The sequence below is a fragment of the Terrabacter sp. 01T434 genome (assembly GCF_056398545.1).
Genome location: NZ_JBFTPP010000011.1, coordinates 49,863 through 75,151, shown reverse-complemented (window position 1 = coordinate 75,151; position 25,289 = coordinate 49,863). Strand labels below are relative to the sequence as shown.

The window sequence follows — 25,289 nt, the reverse complement described above, 5'->3', positions numbered from 1 at the left end:
CCTACGCCGCGGTCGGGTCGGACGTTGTCCTCCGGTCGTGCGCCCGCCGAAGGCGAAGGATGACCTTGTACAGCTCGCCGAGGAGCAACAGCACGACACCGGGCACGAGGACGATGGCCCACTGCCTGCCATCGAGGGGCGTGGTGTGGAACAGGTCTTGCAAGACGCGCATCTGCGTGATCAGCATCGCCCCGACGAACGCCCAGGCGAAGGCCCACAACAGCTTCGGGTTGGAGAGGGTCGCGCTGCCGAAGGCGCTGTCCTCGGGGAAACGGAGGTTGAGTGCGAGGAAGATGTTCATGAGCGACAGGCCGACCAGGGCCATGGTCTGCCCCACCTCGAGCGAGTTGTAGGTGGTCTTGCCGATCTGGACCAGCACCAGCGTCGCAGCAGCCATGAAGAGGCCGTCGACGAACAGGCGCACCATCATGGACCTGACGATGATGGCCTGGTTGAACGGACGGGGCTTGCGCCGCATGATCCCCGGGCTGGCGATGTCCAGACCCATGACGGCGCCCAGCGGCGCCACCACGGCCATGTGGATCCACAGCACCTGAGAAGGGATCAGCAGCGCTGTGCCAGCGATCTGGAACGCACTCGATCCGAGGAAGGCGAGGACGAACATGAACAGGTTGGCGATCTGGATCCGCAGGAACTTCTGCAGGTTGTCATAGACCGACCGTCCTTCTTCGACGGCGGCGACGATGGTGGCGAAGTTGTCGTCGGTCAGGATCATCTTGGCCGCGCCCTTGGCGACATCCGTTCCCGTGATGCCCATGGCGATGCCGATGTCTGCAGCGCCGATGGCGGGCGCATCGTTCACCCCGTCGCCGGTCATCGCGACGATGTGGCCGTTGCGCTTGAGCACCTCGACCAGCCTGACCTTGTGCTCGGGGGCCACCCGGGCGATCACGCCGATCTCGTCGACCCGCTTGGCCGCCTGCTCGTCGTCGAGTGCGGCGAACTCGGCGCCGGTGATGGCCCGCCCCTCGATGCCCAGCTCACCGGCGATCGCGGCCGCGGTGACGGCGTGGTCACCGGTGATCATGCGGACCCTGATCCCGGCTTGCCTGGCCTCGGCGATGGCCCGCATCGCCTCGGCCCTGGGCGGGTCGACCTCGCCGACGAGGGCAGCCATCTCGAGGTCCTGCATGAGTTCCATCAGGTCGGCGGACGGGTCGAAGGTGGCAGGGTCGAACTCGCGTTGGGCGAACGCGAGGACGCGCCGCCCCTGGCTGGCGATGCGCTCGTTCTCGGCCAGGACCTTCTCGCGCATCTCTGCGGTGAGCTCCACGCTCACGCCTCCGGGCATCCGGGCCCGACTCGACCGGTCCAGGACCACGTCCGGCGCGCCCTTCACGTAGGCCCGTACGACAGGTTGCCCGTCGGCCCCGGGCATCGTGTGGAAGGTGGCCATGAACTTGTAGTCGGAGTCGAAGGGCACCGCTGCGATGCGCGGGTGGTTCAGGCGGAACTGCCGGACGTCGATGCCGCCCTTCTGGGCGAGCACGTAGAGCGCCCCCTCCGTCGGGTCGCCGACGACGGCGCCGTCCTGGATGTCGGCGTCGTCGCAGAGCGCGCACGGGAAGAAGACGTAGTCCAGGTCGGCCTCGGGTTCACCCGTCGTCCGTTGCACCTGGCCGTCGAAGCTGTAGCCCTCACCGCTGACGGTGTAGTGATGAGCCACGGTCGTGAACTCCCGGACGGTCATCTGGTTCAGGGTGAGGGTGCCGGTCTTATCGGAGTTGATCGCCGAGGTCGAGCCCAGCGTCTCCACGGCGGGGAGGACCTTCATGATCGCGTTCTTCTTGGCCATGTTGACCGAGCCCACCGACAGGATCGTGGTCACGACTGCCGGGAGGGCGTCCGGGATGGAGCCGACGGCCAGGGCGACACCGATGCCGAAGAGGACGGTGAAGGACTCACCCTGGGCGAGACCCATGATCAGGATGGCGATGAAGGCGAAGAGGGCGGCGCCGATGATGAAGACCGTGAGCCGGTCGACCTGCTTGGTCAGGGGAGTCTTCTCCACCTTCTGCCCGGCGAGCAGGTGCGCGATGTGCCCGACCTCGGAGCCCATCCCCGTCGTCGTCACGAGGATCTCCCCGTGGCCACGCGTGACGTTGGTGTTCATGAACGCCATGCACGTCCGATCGCCGATCGCCACGTCAGTCGTGCCGAGCGGCTCGGTCGTCTTCTCGACTGCGACGCTCTCGCCGGTCAGAGCGCCTTCTTCGACCTGGAGCGTGGCGGCGACGATGACCCGGCCATCGGCAGGCACCCGGTCACCGGCGTCGACGAGGACGATGTCACCGGGCACGATCTCCGTCGCGGGGATCTCGAGGATCGAGCCGTCGCGCCGCACCTTGGCGACCGCCTCCAGCATCGCCCCGAGGGCCGCCGCTGCCGCGTGGGCCTTGCCCTCCTGGTGGTACCCCAACCAGGCGTTGAACAGGGTGAGCAGCGCCAGTCCGACCGCCGTCCCCCATTCACCGATCAGCAGGCTGACGATCGCCGCGACGACGAGCACGATCTGCATGTAGTCGCGGTAGTGCTTCAGGAACTGCTTCCAGACCGGTTCCGGCGCCTCCTCGGCTATCGCGTTCGGACCTGACGCCCCGAGCCGCCGCTCCGCCTCCAGCTCGGTCAGGCCCCTGACCGGATCGACAGCCAGCCGCGTGGTCACCTCGTCCACCGGGAGGGCCCACCACGCGACGGCGTGCTCCCGCCGAGCAGTCTCGGTCGGAGCGGTGACCTTCTGGGACATGGTGTCCTCCCTGGGAGACGCGGTCAGCCGTGAAGAGGTCTCGCCTTCAGAACGGAGTGGGGATGAAGTGCGGAGGCAGGGTCGGGGACTGGTAGCCCTCGGGAGCCTGACGCGAGGGCAGCTCGACGTCCCTGACCTTCAGCGGTTCGTAGGGCACCTGGCTCAGCAGGTGACTGATGATGTTCAGCCGGCCGCGCCTCTTGCTGTCGGTGTGCGCGACGAACCACGGGGCCCACGGGGTGTCGGAGGCCGCGAACATCGCGTCTCGGGCACGGGAGTAGTCGTACCAGCGGCTGTAGGACTCCAGGTCCATGTCCGAGAGCTTCCACACCTTCCGGGGGTCGTGGATCCGGTTCTCGATCCGGCGCGTCTGCTCGTCGGGGCCGACCTCGAGCCAGTACTTGACCAGGATGATCCCCGAGTCGACCATGGCCTTCTCGACACCGGCGACCTGCTCGAGGAAGTGCTCGGTCTGGGCTGGCGTGCAGAAGCCCATCACCCGCTCGACCCCGGTGCGGTTGTACCAGCTGCGGTCGAAGATCACCACCTCACCGGCGGCCGGGAAGTGGCTGATGTACCGCTGGATGTACATCTGCGACCTCTCCCGATCGGTCGGTGCCGGCAACGCGACCACTCGGAACACCCGCGGGCTGACGCGCTCGACGATTCGCTTGATCGTGCCGCCCTTGCCTGCCGTGTCCCGCCCCTCGAAGACCACGCAGACCTTGGCCCCGGACGACTTCACCCACTCCTGCATGGCCACGAGCTCTGCCTGCAGGGGTTCGAGCTCCGCCTCGTAGGTCTTGCGACGTAGCTTCGAGCAGTCCGAGGGCTCGTCCCACGTCCCTGCTGCACCGACCGGGGAGTCCTCGGTTGCGCTCGCCTTCTTGGCCTTCTTCTTGCTCATCGCCGGCCTCCTGCACGACTCGCGTCGCGTCAGCGGTTGCGGTCCACGGAAGCGCTCGCCGCTTTCGTAGGCTAACTCGCGTGGGCGTACCGCGTCCGACCTTCCCGCAACGTCAGCGGCGGCGGGGGAGGCGGCGACCGGGAAGCGAGCGCCAGAACGAGACGCCGGCCTCGGGCCAGAAGAAGGACCGCGCTCGGGCCTGCCACGCACGGGTGCGCCCCACCTGACGCCGGATCGACCGGATGTCATCGTGCAGCTGGGATGCCTCCTGCGGCGTCGTTCGCTCGGGCCGGTCGTAGCGCGACTTCTCGAGGGTCGCCGTGACTCGCCGCATCGCGGTGGCATTCGCCTCGTCGAGATGGCCACTCACGACGTAACGCTCGCGCAGCTGGCGCAGCGTCACCCCTTCCGGTGTGCCGATGCCCAGGTCGCCGAGGTGCGAGGTGAGGTCGTCCCACTCGACCTCGATGAGGTCCCGTTGGGTCACGGCTCGCCGTCGCCGTCGCCAACGCCGGAGCCAGGCCGTGATCGGCATGGCGAAGGCTGCGAGCAGGCCGACCAGCACCGCGACGACGAGGACGACGTTGCGCAGGGTGAACAGCGCGCCGAGCGAGGCGAGGAAGCCCTGCTGCTGCGGCACCGGCGCGGCGGTTGCCTCGGTCGTCGTCGGGACCGGCCGTCCCGTCGAGGCGCCTCGTGAACCCGACTCGGTGACCTGGCGGCCGCCCCCGGTGGCGCCGGAGCCGGCGCCGAGCACGGCATACGGCGGCGGGGTGCCTGCCCGGGCACCCGGTGTCGGCTCGAACCGCAGCCACCCGTAGCCCTGGAAGTAGAGCTCGGGCCACGCGTGGGCGTCGCTGGCGCGGACGACGTAGTGCTCGCCCGAGAGCTGCCCGGGCAGGAAGCCGATGGCCATGCGGGCCGGGATGCCCTGCGCCCGCGCCATCATGATCATCGCCGTCGCGAACTGCACGCAGTACCCGCGTCGGGTCTCGTAGAAGTTCTGGATCGGCTCGAGCAGGCGTCCCTGGCTGTCCCGCAGCGGCTCGCCGAGGTCGAGCGTGTAGGTGTAGCGGCTCGTGTCGCGCAGGTGGTCCTGGATGGCGATGGCCTTGTCGAGCTCGTTGGTCTGGCCCCGGGTGACCTCGTCGGACCAACGTTGCACGAGGTCGCGTGAGCGGTCCGGGAGGGTCAGGTCGTCGTCGGTGATGTCAGGGGAGTCCGGGGGGCCGGCCTCACGCAGCTGCGGCGGCGACGGGGCGAGGTCGGCATAGGTGATGCGGTAGCTGCTCACGGCACGTCCGACGCGAACGTCGCGGGTGACGGGGTCGATCGTCCACGGCGTGCCATCCATCGCCACGGCGACGACGGGGTAGGGCGCAGCGATGCGCGGCGCGGCCAGGGTGTTGTCCGAGACGGTGATGACGTAGTCGCGTCGCTTGTCCTGCGGCGGCAGGGGCGCCGGGCTGTCCGGCCGGGGGCCGGTCGTGCTGGCGACGGTCCACAGACCCCGCGAGTAGTACGACGTGGCGAGCACGCGGAGCGGAGCGCGCGTGAACGCCGTCGTCGTGTAGGTGAGGATGGGCGTCTGGTCCTGGTTGTTCAGGCTTCGCGACAGGTCGAGCGTGTCGTTGAAGCCGACCGAGCCCTCGCCGCCGCCGTCGCCGCTTCGCCCGAGGCCCTCGGTGAGGTAGCGCGGAGGGAAGTGCGGGATGACGGCGGGGACGACGACGGCGACGACGACGGCGATGGCGCCGAGCTTGAGCGCACCGGCCGTGAAGGAGCGCAGGGCGTCCCGGTCGTGCTCGGCCACCTCGACCTCGGTGTCCCCGGTCGGGTTGGCCGTGCCCCAACGGCCGAACTGGGCGCGCGCCGTGGTGTGCAGCATGACCAGCCACACGGCGACCGGCACGACGAAGTACCGCAGGGCCAGTGCCGTGTCACCGTTGGCGGCCGTGATGAGGTAGGCGGTGAGCAGCGGCAACCCGGCAGCCGCCGGGCTGCGCCAGGTGGCCGCCAGGGCGTCGACGGCGATCGCGACGAGCCCGACCAGCACGAGGAGGCAGAAGGTGATCCCCTCGTTGAGCGGGGCCGGCGCGGAGTAGCGGTTGATCGTCTCGAGCGCCTGCACAGCGAGGGAGTTGGCGGCATCGAGGGTCGCCGGCGTGGGCACGAGCAGCGCGAAGGTCGCCCCGGTCGAGCGGGCGAGGATGACGTAGGCGGTGACGAGCACCTGGGTCAGGACGACGAGTCCGCGCGAGCGGGTGAGTCCCCGCCCGACGAGACCGAGCCCGGCCACGAGGATGATGACGAAGAACGCCTGCGGCAGCCACGTCGTCTCCATGAAGAGGCTGGTGATGGGGTAGATGGCGCTCAGCGTCGCGAGCGCGCCGAGCACAGTGATCCTCCAGCGACGACGGGTCATCGGCTGCCTCCCACGGTCGCGGCCGTCAGCAGGGCCCAGACCTGCGCGATGTCCTCATCGCGCTGGACGGCGACGGCGCGCCATCCGGCGAGACGAAGGGCGTCGACGTGCGGCTCGGCCGCCTCGGCGTCGCTCGTGCCGAAGCTGCGTGCCTCGAGGACGAGAGCCAGCCCCGTCGTCCCGGGCTGGCGCAGGCTGGCGACCCGGGAGGTGACGTCACGGCCCGACGGCCCGACGATGGCCACGAGGAACCCGCCCGCAGCGGCGAGCGCCTGCGCGGCGCGGAGGATCTCGTCCTCCCCGGTGTCCTCGCGCAGGGTCGCCACGGCGAGCACGTCGAGGATCTCGTCAGGCGTCATGGTCTCGGCCGCGCGTGTGGTCTCGACCGTCTCGGCGCAGACGAGGTGGACGGCATACCCCGAGTCGCAGAGGTGGACCGCCACTGACGCGGCAGCGGTCACCGCCCACTCGAACGAGCTGCTCGCGCCCGAGCCGCCGTGCGCCGACGGGCGGGGGTCGATGAGCACCACCGCACGTCGCTGGGCGGGGCGGTCCTCCTGGCGCACCATGAGGTCACCGGTGCGGGCCGTTGCCGGCCAGTGGATGCGGCGCAGGTCGTCGCCGTCGCGGTACTCACGGATCGTCACGTCGTCCTCGCCGTGCAGGGCGATGAGCTGGGCCTGCTCGCCCTCCGATCCCACGCCCGCGCTGGGACGGCGGTTCGACGAGAGCGGGTGCACCTGGGGCAGCACGACGAGGTCTGCGGTCCCCTCCAGCACGGCGTTGCGGTTGGCGAGGCCGAAAGGGTCTTGCACCTGCACCCCGAGGGGGCCGAGGTGGTGGCGTCCGCGCAGGTGGGAGCGGACGGCATAGTCGATCGAGCGCACGCGTCCCGAGGGGATGCGGCCGACGACGAACCGCGGCCGGTCGCCGAGGACGTACGCGAGGCGCTCCTCGGCGAGGAAGATCGGGGTCGTCGCGGTCGAGACGTTCTCGAACGACAGCGTGACGTGGGCGTCCTGGCCGACGCTGATCCGCTCGGGGTGGGTGTGTCGCTCGATGCGCATCCGGGTCTTGCGGGTGCGCACGAGCACGGCCGAGATGAGCGGGAGGGCGACGAGGAGAACGCCGAAGCGGGTGAGGTCGCGGAAGCCGAAGATGACACCGGCGAGCACGAGGACGGTCCCCGAGCCGATGAAGGCCCGGCCCCTCGTCGTCAGGACGCTGCGCAGCGAGCGCATGGACGCGCCGCCGCTCAGCGGGCTGCGGGCGGCACCGGCACCTGGTGCAGCAGGTCGGTGACCACCTCAGCGGTGGTGCGCCGGGCGAGCTGGGTCTCGCTCGACGGCATGAGACGGTGCGCGAGGACGGGCCCGGCCAGCATCTGCACGTCGTCCGGGATCACGTGGTCGCGACCCTCGAGCGCGGCGTAGGCTCTCGACGCCCGGAGCAGGTGCAGGGCCGCCCGGGGAGAGGCTCCGAGACGCAGCGCCGGGGTCGCCCGCGACCGCGTCACGAGGTCGACGATGTACTGGCCCACCGCCGGGCTGGCGTGGACTCGGCTGACCGACTGCACGACCCGGTTGATGGTCTCCGCATCGGTGACGGGGGTCAGGGCGTCGAGCGGCGAGCTCGAGCCATGGGTCGCGAGCAGGTCGAGCTCCGCACGCGGCGCGGGGTATCCCATCGAGATGCGGGCCATGAACCGGTCCCGCTGGGCCTCGGGCAGAGGGTAGGTGCCCTCCATCTCGATGGGGTTCTGGGTGGCCATGACGATGAACGGGGCCTGCAGCGTGTAGGTCGTCCCGTCGACGGTGACCTGGCGCTCCTCCATGGACTCGAGCAGCGCCGACTGCGTCTTGGGCGACGCGCGGTTGATCTCGTCGCCCACGACGACGTTGGCGAAGATGGCGCCCGGCCGGAACTCGAAGCGGCGGGCGTCCTGGTTGAAGATGCTGACGCCGGTGACGTCGCTCGGCAGCAGGTCCGGAGTGAACTGGATCCGCCGCACGGTGGCGTCGATGGAGCGCGCCAGCGTCTTGGCGAGCATCGTCTTGCCGACGCCGGGGACGTCCTCGATGAGCAGGTGCCCTCCGGCGAAGAGGACGGTCACGGTGGTGCGGACGACGTCTGCCTTGCCCTCGATGACGCTGGTCATCGCCCCGATGAGGCGCTCGGCGACCTCGTGGATGAGGCCGAGGTCGGCGCCGTCACCGCTGGCGCCCGCGAGTGAGCCGGCGGATGCCGTGGTCTCGATCCCCGTGTCCGTCGTGGTCACACTGTCCTCCGTCTGTCGTCCCCATGTCGTGGCCCGCCCGCACGTCGCGGGATGAGCCACCCGTTCCGTGATCTTCTCCCATGGACCCTCTTCACGGTAGGGGCGCCTCACTCGTGACCGGATGGAGACCCGTCGCGAGCCAGGGTCCTGGACCCTGCGGCCTCAGCACCACTTTCCTCCACCTGCGACGTCCGGGGGAGTCGTTCGGTTCGTTCGGAGCGGTTCACGACGGTTGGGGCCGGTTCCCCCGGCCCAGTCGGGCTTGCGTATGCCGTCTCGCCGGGTCGATGCCCTCCACTTCCCTCCACCGTCGCTGACCTGCGCAAACGCGAGACTCGCCGGCGACAAATAGCCCAAACATGATTGACGGTGGAGGAGAGTGGAGTATCGTGGTGCATCAAGGTAGTGAATGGGTGCGCTCGAGGGTCGACAAAGGGGAGGTGGCGGACCATGTTTCTCGGGACGCACACACCCCGGCTCGACGAGAAGGGTCGGCTGTTCCTGCCTGCGAAGTACCGCGAGCGGATGGCCGGCGGCCTGGTCGTCACCCGCGGCCAGGAGCGCAGCCTGTTCATCTACCCCATGGACGAGTTCGTCCGGGTCGCCGACCAGATGCGTCAGGCCCCCACGACGAGCAAGGTCGCCCGTGACTACATGCGCGTCTTCCTCTCCGGCGCCTCGGACGAGATCCCCGACAAGCAGGGCCGCTTCACCATCCCCGCCAACCTGCGCCAGTACGCCGGCCTCGACCGCGAGGTCACGGTCATCGGTGCCGGCTCGCGCCTCGAGGTCTGGGACAGCGCGGTGTGGAACACCTACCTCGAGCAGACCGAGCAGAGCTTCGCCGACACGGCCGAGGAGGTCATTCCCGGCCTGTTCTGACCGACCCGCACCACCCAGCACGACCCAGCACCTCCAGCACCACCTGAGCGCCGGCCTCCAGCCGCTTCGCTCCCGGGACGACTTCCCCCGTCCCGGGCGACGTAGCGGATGGGGACCAGCCCCCAGGTGACGCAGCACCACCAACGGCCCCGGCCCCACCCCAGCACCACCCGAGCACGAAGGACGCAGCATGACCGACCGAGGACCGGCGCAGGGACGACACGTCCCCGTGATGCGCGATCGGATCCTCGACCTGCTCGCTCCTGCCCTCGAGCAGCCCGGGGCAGTCCACGTCGACGCCACCCTGGGGATGGGTGGTCATGCCGAAGGCGTGCTGGAGCGGTTCCCGGAGAGCACCGTCGTCGGCATCGACCGCGACCGCGAGGCCCTGGCGCTGGCGGGGGAGCGCCTGGCGCGGTTCGGCGACCGTTTCCGACCCGTCCACGCGGTGTACGACGAGATCAAGGACGTCGTCGCCGACCTCCACCTGCCTGCCGTGGACGGCATCCTCTTCGACCTGGGGGTCAGCTCCCTCCAGCTCGACGAGGCGGACCGCGGCTTCGCCTACCGCGTCGATGCTCCGCTCGACATGCGGATGGACCAGTCGACGGGCCAGACGGCGGCGGACGTCCTCAACACCTACTCCGTGGACGACCTGACGCGGATCCTGCGCGACTACGGCGAGGAGCGCTTCGCCCGGAAGATCGCCAAGGCCGTCGTGCACGACCGAGCCGTCGAGCCCTACACCTCGTCCGGCCGGCTCGTCGACATGCTGCGCCGTGTCATTCCGGCCGCCTCGCAGCGCCAGAGCGGCCACCCGGCCAAGCGGACCTTCCAGGCCCTGCGCATCGAGGTCAACGACGAGCTCGAGGTCTGGCGCCGCGCCATCGACGAGGCGATCGACGTCCTCGCCGTCGGTGGACGGATCGCGGTCCTGTCGTACCACTCCCTCGAGGACCGCGCCACGAAACGCGCGTTCGCCGCGGGGGCGACGTCGAGCACCCCGCCCGGACTTCCCGTCGAGCTCCCCGAGCACGCGGCATACCTCTCCCTCGTCACCCGGGGCGCCGAGATGCCGGACGACGCGGAGGTCACGGCCAACCCGCGGGCAGCTTCGGCCCGCCTCCGCGTGGCCGAGCGCGTTCGCGACACCCACAGCAGCACCAGCAGCGCCAGCAGCACGGACAGCACCACCGACAGCAGGACCAGGAAGGGAACCCCCCGATGAGCCAGATGACCGCCACGGCCCGGCCGCTCCGCGCGCCGCGGCGCGGGCCCTCCCCGACACCACTACGGGTCATCCCGAGCAGCATCACCCGCACCGGCACGGGCACCTTCGCCACGACGTGCATCGGGCTGCTCATCGCGGGCCTCATCGCCCTGCTGCTGCTCAACACCGCCCTGGCGCAGGGCTCCCTCGCGCTCGGAGACCTGCAGCGCGAGTCGGCGCGCCTCAGCGACACCGCCGGCAACCTCCAGGAGGAGATCGACCGGGCCTCGGCGACCGGCTCGCTCGCCCGCAGTGCGGCCGAGATCGGGATGGTGCGGATGAACACGCGGGGCTACATCGACCTGTCCAAGGGCACCGTCTCGGGTGCGCCCGAGCCGGCGACGCAGAACAACGCCTTCCCGATCGTCACGAGCCCGACGCCGCCCGCGGTCACGGCCACGGTCAAGAAGGTGCTCTCCTCGGCCGCCCAGGTGGGGGCGGCCGCGTCGTCCGCGTCGTCCGCGCCCGCACAGGCCGCGCCCGCACAGGCCGCCACGCCGACGGAGTCCGGTACCGGCGTCGCGACCCCCGCAGCACCCACACTGGGTACGACGCCCGGCGCGTCGACGGGGCAGGCCACGGGCGGCGCCGCGTCGAACCCTGGCGGGCAGGCCCAGCAGACGACGGTGAGGTGACTTCGTGACGCAGACCCGAGGGACCGATCCACAACGGACCGGTCGGGGACCTGCGCCCGCACGAGAGACCCGCCGCGAGTCCTCCGCGGGCACGGCCCGAGGAGGACAGGCTCGCGCCGGCCGGGCAGGTCAGGCCCGGCAGGGCGCTCCTGCGCGTGCGGCGAGCCCCAAGCCCGACTCCACGGCGCGCGCGAGCGCCACCCGACGGGGCCCCGCTCCAGCTGGCAGCGGTGGGCGTGAGCGAACCGGTGGCAGCGCCGGCGCACGCACCAACACGCGCACCGGCTCGGCACGGACCGGTTCTGCACGGAGCAGTTCTGCACGGACCAATGCGGCGCCGTCGCGGGGGCGGGGACCGGCGCCGAAGCAGGCCGCCGCTCGCCGGGGTCCGGTCGGACCCCGAGGGCCGCGGGGACCTCGGGGACCCGGGCGTCCGCTCACGCTCTCGCGAGCCAACCCGCGCCGTCGCGCGCGGGTCATGTTCGTCGCCATCCTCTTCGTCTTCACCATCTTCGCCGGGCAGCTGCTGCGCATCCAGGCCTTCGACGCGTCGGCGACGCAGCAGGCCGCGCTCTTCAAGCGGTCCGTGAGGACCGTCACGCCGGCCATGCGCGGCCAGATCCTCGACACGAACGGCCAGGTCCTGGCCGACTCGGTCGAGCGCTTCACCATCGCGGCCGACCCGACGGTCATCCCCGAGTACGCCGTGAAGGTCGACGGCGTGCGGACCAAGGTCGGCGTCACCCGTGCCGCGGCCGACCTCGCACCCCTGCTCCAGATGTCGCCGGCGGACCTGACCGCGCTCTTCACCCGCTCGGGCACCCGCTACGTCGTGATCAAGAAGGAGGTCAACCCGGCGATCTACCGCGAGATCCGGGCCCTCGGCATTCCCGGCATCAGCGGCGAGCGCACCGCCCAGCGGATCTACCCCACGTCGATGGCCCTGGGCCAGCTCGTCGGCTTCGTCCGGCCGGGTGACCAGAGCGGCGCGGGCGGCATCGAGCAGATGCTCGACAAGGAGCTGAGTGGCACTCCCGGGGTCAGCGTCGCCGAGCGGGCCCGCGACGGCTACATCATCCCGGGCTCCCAGCGCGTCGACACCCCGGTCGCCAACGGCCGGGACGTCAAGCTGACCATCGACGCCGACCTGCAGTGGTACGCCCAGAACGCCCTCGCCAAGCAGGTCACCGCGGTCGGCGCGGAGTCGGGCACGGCCGTCGTCATGGAGGTGGCCACCGGGAAGATCCGGGCGGCCGCCAGCTACCCGACGTTCGACCCCAACGACCTCGCCGCAGCCAAGCAGGCAGCCCTGGGCAACTACGCCTTCAACGACGCCTTCGAGCCCGGCTCGACCGGCAAGCTCATGACGATGTCGGCCGCCCTCGAGCAGAAGGTCATCACCCCCGACACCGGTGTCATCGTGCCCCCTCGGCTGCCTCGCGCCGGAACGCCGTTCAAGGACAACGAGCCGCACGGCGTCGAGAACATGACGGCCACGGGCGTGCTCGCCAAGTCGTCCAACATGGGCACCATCATGATCGGTGAGCGGGTCCCGCCCGCCGTCATGGAGGGCTACTACCGCAAGTTCGGCATCGGCTCGAAGACGCCCGTCGGCTTCCCCGGCGAGTCGGCCGGCCTGCTGGCCGGTGCGAAGGACTGGGTGTCCACGCGCCGCTACACGATCCTCTTCGGGCAGGGCTACTCCGTCACGGCCATCCAGCAGGCGGGCGTCTTCCAGACCATCGCCAACAAGGGCGTACGCGTGCCGCCGTCCCTCGTCGAGGGCACCGTCAACGACAGCGGGACGCTGATCCCGTCGACGCCCACGACGCCGCTCCGGGTCGTGAGCGAGGACACCGCGACGAAGGTGTCGCGCATGATGGAAGAGGTCACCGGCAAGGACGGCACCGCCAGCGCGGCCCGCATCAAGGGCTACCGCGTCGCCGGCAAGACCGGAACTGCCGACCGCTACGACGACAAGCTCAAGCGCTACAACGGCTTCACGGCATCCTTCATCGGTTTCGCGCCGGCCGAAGCCCCGAAGTACGTCGTCGCCGTCTTCATCCAGAAGCCGAGCGCCGGCATGTTCGGCGGCGCCCTGGCCGGACCCGTCTTCAACCAGGTCATGTCCTACCTGCTCGAGCGCACCGCCGCTCCGCCCAGCCCGAAGTCGCCCCTGAACTACCACGTGTGGGCCGACAAGCCCCTGTCGGCGGACGACCCGACGGTCATCAGCGATGCACGGGCGAAGCGGGATGGCCTGTAAGTTGGGATGACGTGTCACCTACCCCCCTTCGACCCGCCGCGTCCGGCGTGCTCCTGCGCGACCTGACGGCCCGGATCGGGACCGGATCGCCCCTGCGCACGTCAGGCCCTGACGCCGGCGACCTGTTGGTCACCGGCGTGACGCTCGACAGCCGGGCCGTGGTCCCCGGCGACGTGTACGCCGCCCTGCCCGGTTTCAACGTGCACGGAGCCCGCTTCGTCGCGGACGCCGTCGCTGCCGGCGCCGTTGCGGTCCTCACCGACGACACCGGCTTGGCGGAGCTGGCGGAGCTGGCAGCGGACGTCCCGGTCCTCGTGGCCGACGACCCCCGCGGTGTCCTCGGAGCGGTCGCGGCCGAGGTCTACGGGCACCCGTCCGAGGGCCTGACGATGATCGGCATCACCGGCACCAACGGGAAGACGACGACCGCCTACCTCGTCGAGTCAGCGCTGCGCGCCCACGGGCAGCGGACCGGGCTGATCGGCACCGTCGAGACGCGGATCGGCGATGAGCGCATCGAGTCGGTGCGGACGACCCCGGAGGCGACCGACCTGCACGCGCTGCTCGGCCTCATGCACGACCGTGGCCTCGACGCGTGCGTCATGGAGGTGTCGAGTCATGCCCTCGCCCTGCACCGCGTCGACGGCGTCGTCTACGACGTGGCCCTCTTCACCAACCTCTCCCAGGACCACCTCGACTTCCACGCCTCGATGGAGGACTACTTCGGCGCCAAGGCGTCCCTCTTCACGCCGCAGCGCTCCCGCACGGCGGTCGTGTGCGTCGACGACGCCTGGGGTCGCCGTCTCGCAGCCGAGGCCTCTGTGCCGACGACCACGCTCGCCACGACGTCCGCCGGCGCAGACGGCGCAGACGGGGCGGACTGGGTAGCCGCGGCGGCCGCCCAGGGCGACGCCGGCGGCGCCGGTGCGTTCACGCTCCTCGAGCGCGCGACCGGTCGGACGCTGCGGCTCGTCTCGCACCTGCCGGGCCACTTCAACGTCGCCAACACCGCGCTCGCCGCCCTGGCGCTGCTGCACATCGGGCTCGCGCCGTCCGAGGTCGAGGCCGCGATGTCTGTGGCCCCCGACGTGCCGGGCCGGATGGAGGTCGTCGCACCCGGCGGTCCCGAGGGACCGCGGTGCGTCGTCGACTTCGCCCACACGCCCGACGCCGTCGACGCTGCCCTCGCAGCCCTCCGCGGCTCGACCGCAGGCCGGCTCATCGCCGTCCTCGGCGCCGGGGGCGACAGGGACCGCGGCAAGCGTCCCGCGATGGGCGCCGCCGCAGCGCGCCAGGCCGACGTCGTGGTGGTCACGGATGACAACCCCCGCTCCGAGGACCCGGCCGAGATCCGGTCGGCGGTCATCGCAGGGGCACGAGAGGCGGTCCGCGACGACGCGCCGCCGGTGACCGAGATCATCGACGGTGGGCCGCGTTCGAGCGCCATCGCCGAGGCCATCGCGCTCGCGGTGGTCGGCACGGGGGAGGACCGCCCTGTCGACACCGTCGTGGTGCTCGGCAAGGGACACGAGAAGGGTCAGGAGATCCACGGAGTGAAGCACCCGTTCGACGACCGCGACGCCGTGCGCGCCGCCCTCGCAGCCGTCAGCTCGTCGGGGGTGACGCCGTGATCGCCTTGTCCCTCAGCGAGATTCGAGATCTCACAGGTGGGGTGGTCCACGGCACCGAGGTGCCCGAGACCGTGGTCATCGACGGCCCGGTCACGACCGACTCGCGGGACTGCGGCCCGGGCAGCCTCTACGTCGCGCGGGTCGGCGAGACCGCCGACGGCCACGACTTCGTCGCGTCGGCGGTCTCCGCCGGCGCCGTGGCGGCGCTCGCGTCGCGTCCCGTCGAAGGGGTCCCGTGCGTGCTCGTCGACGACGTCCAGACCGCCTTCGGCCGCGTCGCGCGAGCCGTCGTCGACCGCGCGCCCGAGCTTCGCATCGTGGGCGTCACCGGGTCGTCGGGCAAGACGAGCGTCAAGGACCTCCTCGCGTCGGTGCTGTCGTCGGTCGCCGAGACCGTGGCGCCCGTCAACTCGCTCAACGGCGAGATCGGTGTGCCGCTCACCGTCTGCCGCGTCACCCCGACGACCCGCTTCCTCGTCGCCGAGATGGGCGCCCGCGGCATCGGCCACATCGACTACCTGACCCGGATCGCGCCTCCCCAGGTCGCCATCGTGCTCAACGTCGGCAGTGCCCATGTCGGTGAGTTCGGCTCTCGCGAGAACATCGCCCGCGCCAAGTCAGAGCTGCCCCGTGCCGTCCCGGCCGAGGGCCTGTCCATCCTCAACGCCGACGACCCCGTCGTCGCCCCCATGGCCTCGGGCCTCGCCTCCAGGGTGCAGCTCTTCGGGCTCGCGCCCGAGGCGGACGTGCGCGCCGTGGACGTCTCCCTCGATGAGCGCGGCAGGGCCGCATACACCCTCGTGTGCCCGCAAGGGACGGCGCGAGTCTCGCTGCAGCAGAGCGGCGCCCACCACGTCGGCAACTCGCTTGCCGTCGCTGCCGCCTCCCTCGAGCTCGGTCTGTCGCTCGACCAGGTGGTCGCGGGTCTGGGGGCAGCCGTGGCGGTGAGCCGCTGGCGCATGGAGATCACCGACCGCCCCGACGGGGTGGTCGTCGTCAACGACGCCTACAACGCGAACCCCGAGTCCATGCGTGCAGCGCTCGACGCCGTCGCCGCGATGCGCGTGACGGGGGAGCGCTGGGCGGTGCTCGGCTCCATGCTCGAGCTCGGCCCCGACGGCGACGCCGAGCACGCGGCCGTCGGGTCGTATGCCGCGTCGCTCGCCTTCGACCACGTCGTGGCCGTCGGCGAGGGTGCCCGGCCGCTCGCCGACGCGTTCCCCGGTTCGCAGTGGGTGCCCGACACCGACGCGGCCCACGACCTGCTCGCGCCGCGACTGCGCGCGGGCGACGTCGTCCTGCTCAAGTCGAGCCGGGACAGCGGGCTGCGCTGGCTCGGCGACCGGCTCGCGTCCGAGGGCGGCGATCTTGCTTCGACACCGGTCGCCGCCACCACCGGAGAGGCGGCCGCTCGGTGAAGGGCGTCCTGCTGGCAGCGTCGTTCTCGCTGCTCATCTCCTTGTTCGGCACCCCGCTGTTCATCAAGTTCCTCGTCAAGCGCGGCTACGGCCAGTTCATCCGCGACGACGGACCGACCTCGCACCACACGAAGCGAGGCACGCCGACGATGGGCGGCGCCATCATCCTCGCGGCCATGCTGGGTGCCTACTTCTTCTCGCACCTCTTCACGCTCAACCCCCCGACGGCGAGCGGGCTCCTCGTGCTCTTCCTCGCCGCCGGCCTGGGCTTCGTCGGCTTCCTCGACGACTTCATCAAGATCAGCAAGCAGCGCAGCCTCGGGCTCCGGTCGAAGCAGAAGCTCGTCGGTCAGGCCCTCGTCGGCATCATCTTCGCCGGGCTGGCCCTGCAGTTCCCCAACGAGCAGTACCGCACGCCCGCGTCCCTGCTCGTGTCGTTCGTGCGCGACACGAACATCAGCCTCGCCCTCGGGGGCAGCACCGTCGTCGGCGTGATCCTCTTCGTCATCTTCGCCAACGTCATGATCGCCGGCGCGTCGAACGGGGTGAACCTCACCGACGGTCTAGACGGGCTCGCGACCGGTGTCTCCACGATGGTCTTCGGCGCGTACGTCCTCATCAGCATCTGGACGTACAACCAGAACTGCCAGACCAACCCGGGGATCAAGTGCTACGAGGTGCGCGACTCGCACGACCTCGCTCTCGTCGCGGCGGCCGGGATGGGTGCCTGCTTCGGGTTCCTCTGGTGGAACGCCACGCCGGCCAAGATCTTCATGGGCGACACCGGCTCGCTCGCGCTCGGTGGCGCCCTGGCGGGTCTCGCGATCACCACCCACACCGAGCTCCTCCTCATCATCCTCGGCGGGATGTTCGTCCTCGAGACGCTGTCTGTCGTCGCGCAGGTCGCCTCGTTCAAGACCACGGGCAGACGGGTGCTGAGGATGGCGCCGCTCCACCACCACTTCGAGATGGTCGGGTGGAACGAGGTGACGGTCGTGGTCCGCTTCTGGATCATCGCCGGACTCTTCGCCGCCTTCGGCCTCGGTGTCTTCTACGCGGAATGGGTGGTGGGGTCCCAGTGAGCTTCGACCCGCTCTACGAACCCCGCGAGGGGCTGACCCACCGCGACGCGGACTGGTCGGGCATCCACGTCCTCGTCGTCGGCCTCGGCGTGTCCGGCTTCGCGGCCGCCGACGCCCTGGCCGACCGCGGCGCGCACGTCGTCGCGGTCTCCCGCGACGAGACCGAGGCGATCCGCGAGCGCGCGACGATCCTCGAGATCCTCGACGTCGACGTCCGTCTCGGTCCGGAGCACGTGGTCGAACCCCCGGCGGGGACCGAGCTCGTCGTCACCTCTCCCGGGGTCCCGCCGCACGACCCGCTCATGCTCGCAGCGGCGACGGCCGGCATACCCGTGTGGGGAGAGGTCGAGCTCGCCTGGCGCATGCGGGCCCGCGAGGGTGCCGCCCCGTGGCTCACCGTCACCGGCACGAACGGCAAGACGACGACCGTCAACATGCTCGCCTCGATCCTGCGCCACGCGGGGCTGCGCGCCACCTCGGCGGGCAACGTCGGCACCCCGCTCCTCGAGGCGGTGCTCCACCCCGAGCCGTACGACGTCCTCGCCGTCGAGCTCTCGAGCTTCCAGCTGCACTGGCAGCGGTCGATCTCGGCCGTCGCCTCCGCCGTCCTCAACGTCGCGCCCGACCACCTCGACTGGCACGGCAGCTACGCCGAGTACCTCAGGGCCAAGGGCAAGATCTACGAGAACACCCACCTGGCCTGCGTCTACAACGTCGACGACATCCAGACCGAGCAGCTCGTCATGGAGGCCAACGTCGTCGAGGGCTGCCGGGCCATCGGATTCACGACCGGCATCCCGGCGCCGTCGATGGTCGGCGTCGTCGAGGACGTGCTCGCCGACCGCGCGTTCATCGAGCAGCGCCAGCGCTCGGCTGCCGAGCTGTGCACCCTGGCCGACCTGCGGGGCGACGCGCCGTCGGTGGCGCCGCACTACGTCGCCAACGCGCTCGCGGCCGCGGCCCTGGCCCGCGCGTACGGCGTCGGGCCCCTCGCGGTCCGGGACGGCCTGCGCGCCTTCCGTCCGGACCGGCACCGCATCGCCGAGATCGCGACGGTCAAGGGGGTCCGGTTCGTCAACGACTCCAAGGCCACCAACCCGCACGCAGCCGCAGCGGCGATCCGCTCGTTCGACTCGGTCGTGTGGGTCGCTGGAGGCCTGCTCAAGGGCGCCGACGTCGACAGCCTCGTCGAGGAGATGGCCTCGCGTCTGCGCGGCGTCGTCCTCATCGGGGCCGACCGCGACCAGATCGCCCAGGCCCTTTCCCGACACGCGCCGGATGTCCCGGTCGTGGACCTGTCCGAGACGGACACTGGAGTCATGGACCGAGTCGTCAGGGAGGCCGCGCGTCTCGCCCAGCCGGGCGACGTCGTGCTGCTGGCGCCCGCTGCCGCGTCCATGGACATGTTCACGAACTACGGAGCACGCGGAGACGCCTTCGAGGAGGCGGTCCGGCGGCATCTGGAGGCACACGGGGGGCTGGAGTGAGCACGACGACCGCTGGCGACAAGGCGGGGACGTCGAGCACCGGGGCGGGGTCCCGGTCCCTTCCCGTCATCGGCAAGCTCGAGTCGCCGCTGACGACCTACTACCTCATCCTCGGGGCCACCTCGACGCTCGTCGTCTTCGGCCTGATCATGGTGTTCTCGGCCTCCAGCGTCGAGGCGCTCCTCGCCGACGAGGCGTCCTACACGGTCTTCCTCCGCCAGCTCCTCTTCGCCGTCGTCGGCGCGGTCGCGGCCGGTTTCGCCAGTCGCCTGGACGTGCGGTGGTGGAAGCGCCTCGCCTTCCCGATGGTCGCCCTGTCGATCCTGCTGCTCGCGGCCGTCATCCCGTTCGGTCGCAGCGTCAACGGCAACCAGAACTGGCTCGCGATCGGGCCGATCCAGTTCCAGCCGTCGGAGTTCGCGAAACTGGGACTCATCCTGGTCGGGGCAGTGGTCTTCGCCAACAAGTCGGCGCGCATCACGAGTGTCGTGCACGTCGCCCTGCCCTTCCTCGTGCCGATCAGCGCCTTCGTCGTCGGCCTGATCCTTGCGGGGAAAGACCTCGGCACGGCCATGGTCGTGATCGTCATCATCGCCGCGGTCCTGCTGGTCGCCGGCGCTCCCATGCGTGTCTTCGCCGCGGGAGGCGCGCTGGCCGCCGTCGGGGTCGGCCTGCTCGTGACGGGCAGCAGCAACCGCACGAGCCGCATCACGGACTTCCTCGACCCGACGTGCAACACCAACCCCGACGGGTGGTGCGGGCAGTCGGTGCACGGCCTCTACGCGCTGGCCGACGGCGGCTGGTGGGGCGTCGGGCTCGGCGCCTCCAAGGAGAAGTGGGCCTGGCTCTCCGAGGCCCACAACGACTTCATCTTCGCCATCATCGGTGAGGAGCTCGGCCTGCCCGGCACCCTGATGATCCTGGTGCTCTTCGGCATCCTCGCGTGGGCCTGCTTCCGACTCGTCAGCCGCACCCAGGACCGCTTCGTCCGTGTCGCCGGCGCCGGCATCATGACGTGGCTGCTCGGGCAGGCCATCATCAACATCGGCGCGGTCATCGGTCTCTTCCCCGTCATCGGGGTGCCGCTTCCGCTCGTCTCGGCCGGAGGATCGTCCCTCGTCACGACCTTGGTCGGCCTCGGCATCCTGCTGTCCTTCGCGCGCAACGAACCCGGTTGCAGGGCGCTGCTCGACGCCCGCCCGAACCTCGTCCGTCGTTCCCTCGCGGTGCTGCCGTCCCGCGTCCGATCCGTCCCGCAACGTCGTAGAAGCCGGTGATCCCGCTGTCCTCGCCCACCTCCGTCCTGCTCGCCGGGGGAGGCAGTGCCGGTCATGTGTCCCCACTGCTGGCCCTCGCCGACGCCCTGCGTCGACGTCACCCCGACCTCCGGGTGACGGCGCTCGGCACGAAGGAGGGGCTGGAGGCGCGCCTGGTGCCGGCGCGTGGCTATGACCTGAGGTTCGTGCCGAAGGTGCCCCTTCCGCGGCGTCCGAGCCTGGACCTGCTGCGCCTGCCGGGTCGGCTCAAGGCCGCGGTCGACGCCGCCGGCGCCGCCATCGACGAGTCGGGCGCCGAGGTGGTCGTCGGCTTCGGTGGCTACGTCAGCACGCCCGCCTACCTCGCCGCCCGGCGCCGCCGCGTGCCGATCGTCATCCACGAGCAGAACACGACGGCCGGCCTCGCCAATCGCCTCGGGTCCCGCTGGGCCACGGCGGTCGCGACGACGTTCGCGAGCACGTCGCTGCGAGGAGCCCGGCGCATCGGGATGCCGCTGCGGCACGAGGTTGCCACCCTGGACCGGGCCGCGCGTCGGGACGAAGCTCTGGCGCACTTCGGGCTCGAGCTCTCGCGGCCGACGCTGCTCGTCACCGGCGGCTCCCTCGGAGCCCAACGCCTCAACGACACCCTGCGGGCGCGCGTCGAGGCCTTGAGCCGGGCCGGGGTACAGGTGCTCCACGTGACCGGCCTCGGCAAGGAGTTCCCGGTCGAGACGCCCGCCGGCGGGGCGCCGTACGTCGTCGTCCCCTACGCCGACCGCATGGAGCTGGCGTATGCCGCGTCCGACCTCGTCGTCGCCCGCGCGGGCGCCAACACGGTCTGCGAGCTGACGGCCGTGGGTCTTCCTGCCGTGTACGTCCCGCTCCCCGTCGGCAACGGTGAGCAGCGGCTCAACGCCTCCGAGGTCGTCGCGGCCGGAGGCGGTCTCCTCGTCGACGACGCGGCCTTCACGCCTGACTGGGTCGATGCCCAGCTGCTGCCCCTGGCGGCGGACACCGCGCGTCTCGGCGCCATGGCTGCTGCCGCCCGTGCGCTCGGTGAGCCGGCCGCCGACGAGGCCCTGGCCGACCTGGTCGACGAAGCAGCACGAGGCAGGAAGAGTCTGTGAACGAGACACCGCGCACCCCCACCGTCGACGACCCGTTCGCCGCGGCGCGCTTCGACTTCCGGGCGCCCGTGCCGAGTGCCGCCGAGCTGGGCCGCGTGCACTTCCTCGCCATCGGGGGGGCCGGGATGTCGGGCGTGGCACGCATCATGCTGGCCCGCGGCATCCAGGTCACCGGTAGCGACGCCAAGGACGTGCCCGTCCTCAAGGCCCTCGAGAGCGAGGGCGCCGGCGTCTGGGTCGGGTTCCACGAGGCACACCAGCAGCGAGCCGACGCCATCGTCATGAGCAGCTCGATCCGTGACGACAACGTGGAGCTCGTCGCCGCCCGCGAGCGGGGAGTGCCGGTGCTCCACCGGGCCCAGGGCCTCGCGGCACTCATGCAGGGCCGGCGGCCGGTCGCCGTGGCGGGAGCCAACGGCAAGACGACGACGACGTCGATGCTCACCGTGGCGCTGCAGGGCTGCGGCCTCGACCCGTCCTTCGCGGTCGGCGGCGAGCTGGCCAAGCACGGCACGAATGCCCACGACGGCGCCGACGACATCTTCGTCGTGGAGGCCGACGAGAGCGACGGATCGTTCGTGGTCTACGGCCCCGAGGTCGCGATCGTCACGAACGTCCAGCCAGATCACCTCGACTTCTACTCGAACTTCAAGGTTGTGCAGGCTGCCTACGACGCGTTCGTCGCCACGATCCGCCCGGGTGGGCTGCTCGTCACGTGCGCGGACGACGCCGGCGCCGTGGCACTGGCGCAGCGAGCCCGGGCAGCCGGCACGCGTGTGCTCACCTATGGCTTCGACCCGTCGTCCGACGTCGTGCTGGACGACCACCGTCAGGACGGCGTCACCTCCTCGGCCACCCTGCGCGACGCGGGCGTCGAGCGCCGGATGACGCTCGGCGTCCCCGGTCGCCACAACGCGCTCAACGCCGCGGCCGCCTATGCCGCGGCCGTCCACGGACTCGGCCAGGATCCCGACCGCGTCATCGCCGGCCTGGCGTCCTTCACCGGCACGCGACGACGGTTCGAGCCGAAGGGCGAAGCGGGGGGAGTCGTCGTCGTCGACGACTACGCCCACAACGCCGGCAAGGTCGCTGCGGTCGTCGAGACCGCCAAGGACCTCGTCGGGGACAGCGGGCGCCTCGTCGTCGTCTTCCAACCGCATCTCTACAGTCGGACGCGTGACTTCGCCGCCGAGCTGGGGACGGGTCTCGCACCCGCGGACGTCGTGGTGGTCATGGACGTCTACGCCGCCCGGGAAGACCCCCTGCCAGGGGTGTCCGGCCGGCTCGTCGCCGACGCGGTCACAGTCGCCCGGCCAGAGGTGGACGTCCACTACGTGCCCTCGTGGTCGGCCGTCGCCGCGACGGTGGCGGCCCTCGCCCGACCCGGTGACCTCGTGCTGACGGTCGGCGCGGGCGACGTGACGATGGTCGGCCCGGAGGTGCTGCGGGTCCTCGGTGGTGGGTCGCCGTGATGCTCGAGCGCGGCTCGTCCCGCCGCCGTGTCGCTGGCACCGGACTCGCCTCCGCACGCACGCGCTTCGAGCGCCGTGCTGCGGCAGCACGGCGGCGGCCCCGCCTGGTCGCCGGCGTCCTCGTGGCCGTGCTGCTCCTCGGAGGCCTCGTCGCCTGGCTCGGATGGTTCAGCGGTGTCCTGACGGCCTCGAAGGTCGAGGTCCACGGGGTCGGTGCCCCCGCGTCGGTTCGGGTGCGCACCGTGGCCAAGGTGCCCCTCGGTGGACCGCTCATGCGGGTCGACACCGACGCCGTCACCGCGCGGCTGCTCGCGGACCGGGCCTGGAGCAGCGTCGCGGTGAGCCGGAGCCTTCCCGACACCGTCGTCATCACGGTCACCCCGCGCGTCGCGGTGCTCGCGGTGCGCAACCCTCGAGGTGAGGTTGACGTCGTGGATCGCGACGGATTCACCTTCCGGACCGTCGGCAGCGCACCAGCGGACGTGCCGCTCGTCAGCTCGGGAGCCGCCCAGGTGACCAAGGCGGGTGTGGACGCGGCGCTGGGGGCCCTCGGGTCGCTCGAGCCGTCGCTGCGGGCCGACGTCTCCGGGGTGTCCGTGTCGACCGCCGACCAGGTCTCCTTCACCGTCACGGCGAAGGGGGGCGCACCCAAGACCGTCGTCTGGGGCGGCGCCGGCGACGGTAAGCGCAAGGCGCAGCTCGTGAAGATCCTGATGGGGGAGCCGGGGTCGACGATCGATGTCAGCGTCCCGTCGTCACCCGTGACGCGCTGACCCGTCGCAGTCGGGCCGGGACCCGGATTCTCGGGCGCGGGCCGGCGCGTGGGAGAGTGGTCCCCGGTGGTCCGGACGTCGTGTCCGGTGGTGCTGGTGTGACGCGTGGGGCCCCGTTCCTGGAATTGGGGGAATCCCCGCGGCGACACGCCGTCCCGTGGGTTGAACGACCCTGTGGCTCGTCATACCGTCGGGGCACCAGTTCGTGACCAAACCGTAACCTTTATCTTCACGTTGAGGGTTGAGGGGTAAAAGGCTCCAGTCGAACCGGACCCACCACGCACGTCCCATCCCCAGACCACCCGGCAGCACGGCATCACCAGTCAGGAAGGCCCACTCTCGTGGCAGCAGCACCGCAGAACTACTTGGCCGTCATCAAGGTCGTCGGCATCGGCGGCGGCGGCGTCAATGCCATCAATCGCATGATCGAGGTCGGCCTCAAGGGCGTCGAGTTCATCGCCATCAACACAGACGCCCAGGCGCTGCTCATGAGTGACGCCGACGTCAAGCTCGACGTCGGCCGCGAGCTCACCCGGGGCCTCGGCGCAGGCGCCGACCCGGAGGTCGGCAAGAAGGCGGCCGAGGACCACGCGGAGGAGATCGAGGAGGTCCTCAAGGGGGCCGACATGGTCTTCGTCACCGCTGGCGAGGGTGGTGGCACCGGAACCGGTGGCGCGCCCGTCGTGGCACGCATCGCCCGTCAGCTCGGCGCCCTGACCATCGGTGTCGTCACGCGTCCGTTCACCTTCGAGGGCCGCCGCCGAGCCAACCAGGCCGAGTCGGGAATCGGGAGCCTCCGTGAGGAGGTCGACACCCTGATCGTCATCCCCAACGACCGGCTGCTCTCGATCAGCGACCGCAACGTCTCGATGATGGACGCCTTCCGCTCGGCCGACCAGGTCCTGCTCTCCGGTGTCCAGGGCATCACCGACCTCATCACGACGCCGGGCCTGATCAACCTCGACTTCGCCGACGTCAAGTCGGTCATGCAGGGCGCCGGCTCGGCCCTCATGGGCATCGGCTCCGCCCGCGGCGAGGACCGTGCCGTCCAGGCCGCCGAGCTGGCCATCAGCAGCCCGCTGCTCGAGGCATCCATCGACGGTGCCCACGGCGTGCTCCTGTCGATCCAGGGTGGATCCGACCTCGGTCTCTTCGAGATCAACGAGGCGGCGCGTCTCGTCCAGGAGGCCGCGCACCCCGAGGCCAACATCATCTTCGGGGCGGTCATCGACGACGCGCTCGGCGACGAGGTCCGCGTCACGGTCATCGCGGCCGGGTTCGACAGCGGCGGTCCCACCCAGCGTCACGACGACCGTGCGCTCGGACAGGTCATGGGACGCCCGCAGCAGGCCCAGCAGCAGCGGGCGGCCTCGCCGGCGCCCCAGCAGCCGCAGCCGGCCCACTCCAACGGTGCTGCGCAGCCCGTCTCCCAGCAGGCTCAGCAGCCGGCGCACCAGCTGCCCACGCAGCAGTCCACCCAGCAGGCCGCCCAGCAGCAGCCGCAGCACCACGCTCCGGTCTCGGCAGCGCCGCCGGTGCAGCAGCCGCCCCGCCAGGTGACCTTCGACGAGGGCGACGACCTCGACGTCCCTGACTTCCTCAAGTAGGCC

General features: G+C 71.0%; 18 protein-coding genes. 13 read left to right on the top strand and 5 right to left on the bottom strand.

What is annotated here, in order from left to right; genetic code table 11:
- Position 1: 1 nt before the first annotated feature.
- The 5 genes from AC1DIW_RS19785 to AC1DIW_RS19765 form a co-directional block, all read right to left on the bottom strand.
- The gene (locus AC1DIW_RS19785) at positions 2-2,767 is read right to left on the bottom strand and encodes a cation-translocating P-type ATPase (RefSeq protein ID WP_478110335.1); all 2,766 of its coding nucleotides are present in this window, start codon (positions 2,765-2,767) and stop codon (positions 2-4) included.
- A 46-nt stretch (positions 2,768-2,813) separates the two neighbouring features.
- Complete coding sequence (gene ppk2, locus AC1DIW_RS19780; protein WP_478110333.1) at positions 2,814-3,674, bottom strand: polyphosphate kinase 2; 861 nt, start codon at positions 3,672-3,674, stop codon at positions 2,814-2,816.
- A gap of 112 nt (positions 3,675-3,786) precedes the next feature.
- A complete protein-coding gene (locus AC1DIW_RS19775; protein WP_478110332.1) occupies positions 3,787-6,099 on the bottom strand; it encodes a transglutaminase TgpA family protein in 2,313 nt (770 codons plus the stop codon).
- A complete protein-coding gene (locus tag AC1DIW_RS19770; protein ID WP_442279877.1) occupies positions 6,096-7,340 on the bottom strand; it encodes a DUF58 domain-containing protein in 1,245 nt (414 codons plus the stop codon). Before AC1DIW_RS19770 ends, AC1DIW_RS19775 begins: the two co-directional genes overlap by 4 nt.
- A 14-nt stretch (positions 7,341-7,354) precedes the next feature.
- Positions 7,355-8,377, bottom strand: a complete 1,023-nt coding sequence (locus AC1DIW_RS19765) for an AAA family ATPase (RefSeq protein WP_478110331.1) — start codon at positions 8,375-8,377, stop codon at positions 7,355-7,357.
- A 450-nt stretch (positions 8,378-8,827) separates the two neighbouring features.
- On the opposite strand from AC1DIW_RS19765, the gene mraZ reads away from it, so the two are divergent.
- The 13 genes from mraZ (at position 8,828) to ftsZ (ending at position 25,286) form a co-directional block, all read left to right on the top strand.
- Positions 8,828-9,259 (top strand): division/cell wall cluster transcriptional repressor MraZ, encoded by a 432-nt coding sequence (mraZ, locus tag AC1DIW_RS19760; protein WP_442279875.1) that lies wholly within the window; start codon positions 8,828-8,830, stop codon positions 9,257-9,259.
- A gap of 190 nt (positions 9,260-9,449) precedes the next feature.
- Positions 9,450-10,487 (top strand): 16S rRNA (cytosine(1402)-N(4))-methyltransferase RsmH, encoded by a 1,038-nt coding sequence (gene rsmH / locus AC1DIW_RS19755; protein ID WP_478110329.1) that lies wholly within the window; start codon positions 9,450-9,452, stop codon positions 10,485-10,487.
- Positions 10,484-11,164, top strand: a complete 681-nt coding sequence (gene ftsL / locus AC1DIW_RS19750) for a cell division protein FtsL (protein WP_478110327.1) — start codon at positions 10,484-10,486, stop codon at positions 11,162-11,164. Before rsmH ends, ftsL begins: the two co-directional genes overlap by 4 nt.
- A 478-nt stretch (positions 11,165-11,642) precedes the next feature.
- Complete coding sequence (locus AC1DIW_RS19745; protein ID WP_478110325.1) at positions 11,643-13,430, top strand: peptidoglycan D,D-transpeptidase FtsI family protein; 1,788 nt, start codon at positions 11,643-11,645, stop codon at positions 13,428-13,430.
- Positions 13,431-13,441: 11 nt separating this feature from the next.
- On the top strand, positions 13,442-15,061 hold the full coding sequence (locus AC1DIW_RS19740; RefSeq protein ID WP_478110323.1) for a UDP-N-acetylmuramoyl-L-alanyl-D-glutamate--2,6-diaminopimelate ligase: 1,620 nt from the start codon (positions 13,442-13,444) through the stop codon (positions 15,059-15,061).
- Positions 15,058-16,479 (top strand): UDP-N-acetylmuramoyl-tripeptide--D-alanyl-D-alanine ligase, encoded by a 1,422-nt coding sequence (locus tag AC1DIW_RS19735; protein WP_478110321.1) that lies wholly within the window; start codon positions 15,058-15,060, stop codon positions 16,477-16,479. Before AC1DIW_RS19740 ends, AC1DIW_RS19735 begins: the two co-directional genes overlap by 4 nt.
- Positions 16,476-17,561, top strand: a complete 1,086-nt coding sequence (gene mraY, locus AC1DIW_RS19730) for a phospho-N-acetylmuramoyl-pentapeptide-transferase (RefSeq protein WP_442279869.1) — start codon at positions 16,476-16,478, stop codon at positions 17,559-17,561. Before AC1DIW_RS19735 ends, mraY begins: the two co-directional genes overlap by 4 nt.
- Positions 17,540-19,048, top strand: coding sequence for a UDP-N-acetylmuramoyl-L-alanine--D-glutamate ligase (gene murD / locus AC1DIW_RS19725; protein ID WP_442279868.1), 1,509 nt, complete (start codon positions 17,540-17,542; stop codon positions 19,046-19,048). The genes mraY and murD overlap by 22 nt, the downstream gene beginning before the upstream one ends.
- The gene (gene ftsW, locus AC1DIW_RS19720) at positions 19,045-20,325 is read left to right on the top strand and encodes a putative lipid II flippase FtsW (RefSeq protein WP_478110319.1); all 1,281 of its coding nucleotides are present in this window, start codon (positions 19,045-19,047) and stop codon (positions 20,323-20,325) included. Before murD ends, ftsW begins: the two co-directional genes overlap by 4 nt.
- The gene (gene murG / locus AC1DIW_RS19715) at positions 20,322-21,434 is read left to right on the top strand and encodes an undecaprenyldiphospho-muramoylpentapeptide beta-N-acetylglucosaminyltransferase (protein ID WP_478110317.1); all 1,113 of its coding nucleotides are present in this window, start codon (positions 20,322-20,324) and stop codon (positions 21,432-21,434) included. Before ftsW ends, murG begins: the two co-directional genes overlap by 4 nt.
- Entirely contained in the window at positions 21,431-22,906 is a 1,476-nt protein-coding gene (murC, locus tag AC1DIW_RS19710) for a UDP-N-acetylmuramate--L-alanine ligase (protein WP_478110316.1), read from the top strand. Before murG ends, murC begins: the two co-directional genes overlap by 4 nt.
- Positions 22,906-23,679 carry a cell division protein FtsQ/DivIB gene (locus AC1DIW_RS19705; RefSeq protein WP_442279925.1) on the top strand — a complete coding sequence of 258 codons (774 nt, stop codon included), beginning with the start codon at positions 22,906-22,908 and terminating at the stop codon, positions 23,677-23,679. Before murC ends, AC1DIW_RS19705 begins: the two co-directional genes overlap by 1 nt.
- Before the next feature lie 341 nt (positions 23,680-24,020).
- Positions 24,021-25,286, top strand: coding sequence for a cell division protein FtsZ (gene ftsZ / locus AC1DIW_RS19700; RefSeq protein WP_478110314.1), 1,266 nt, complete (start codon positions 24,021-24,023; stop codon positions 25,284-25,286).
- Positions 25,287-25,289: the final 3 nt, after the last annotated feature.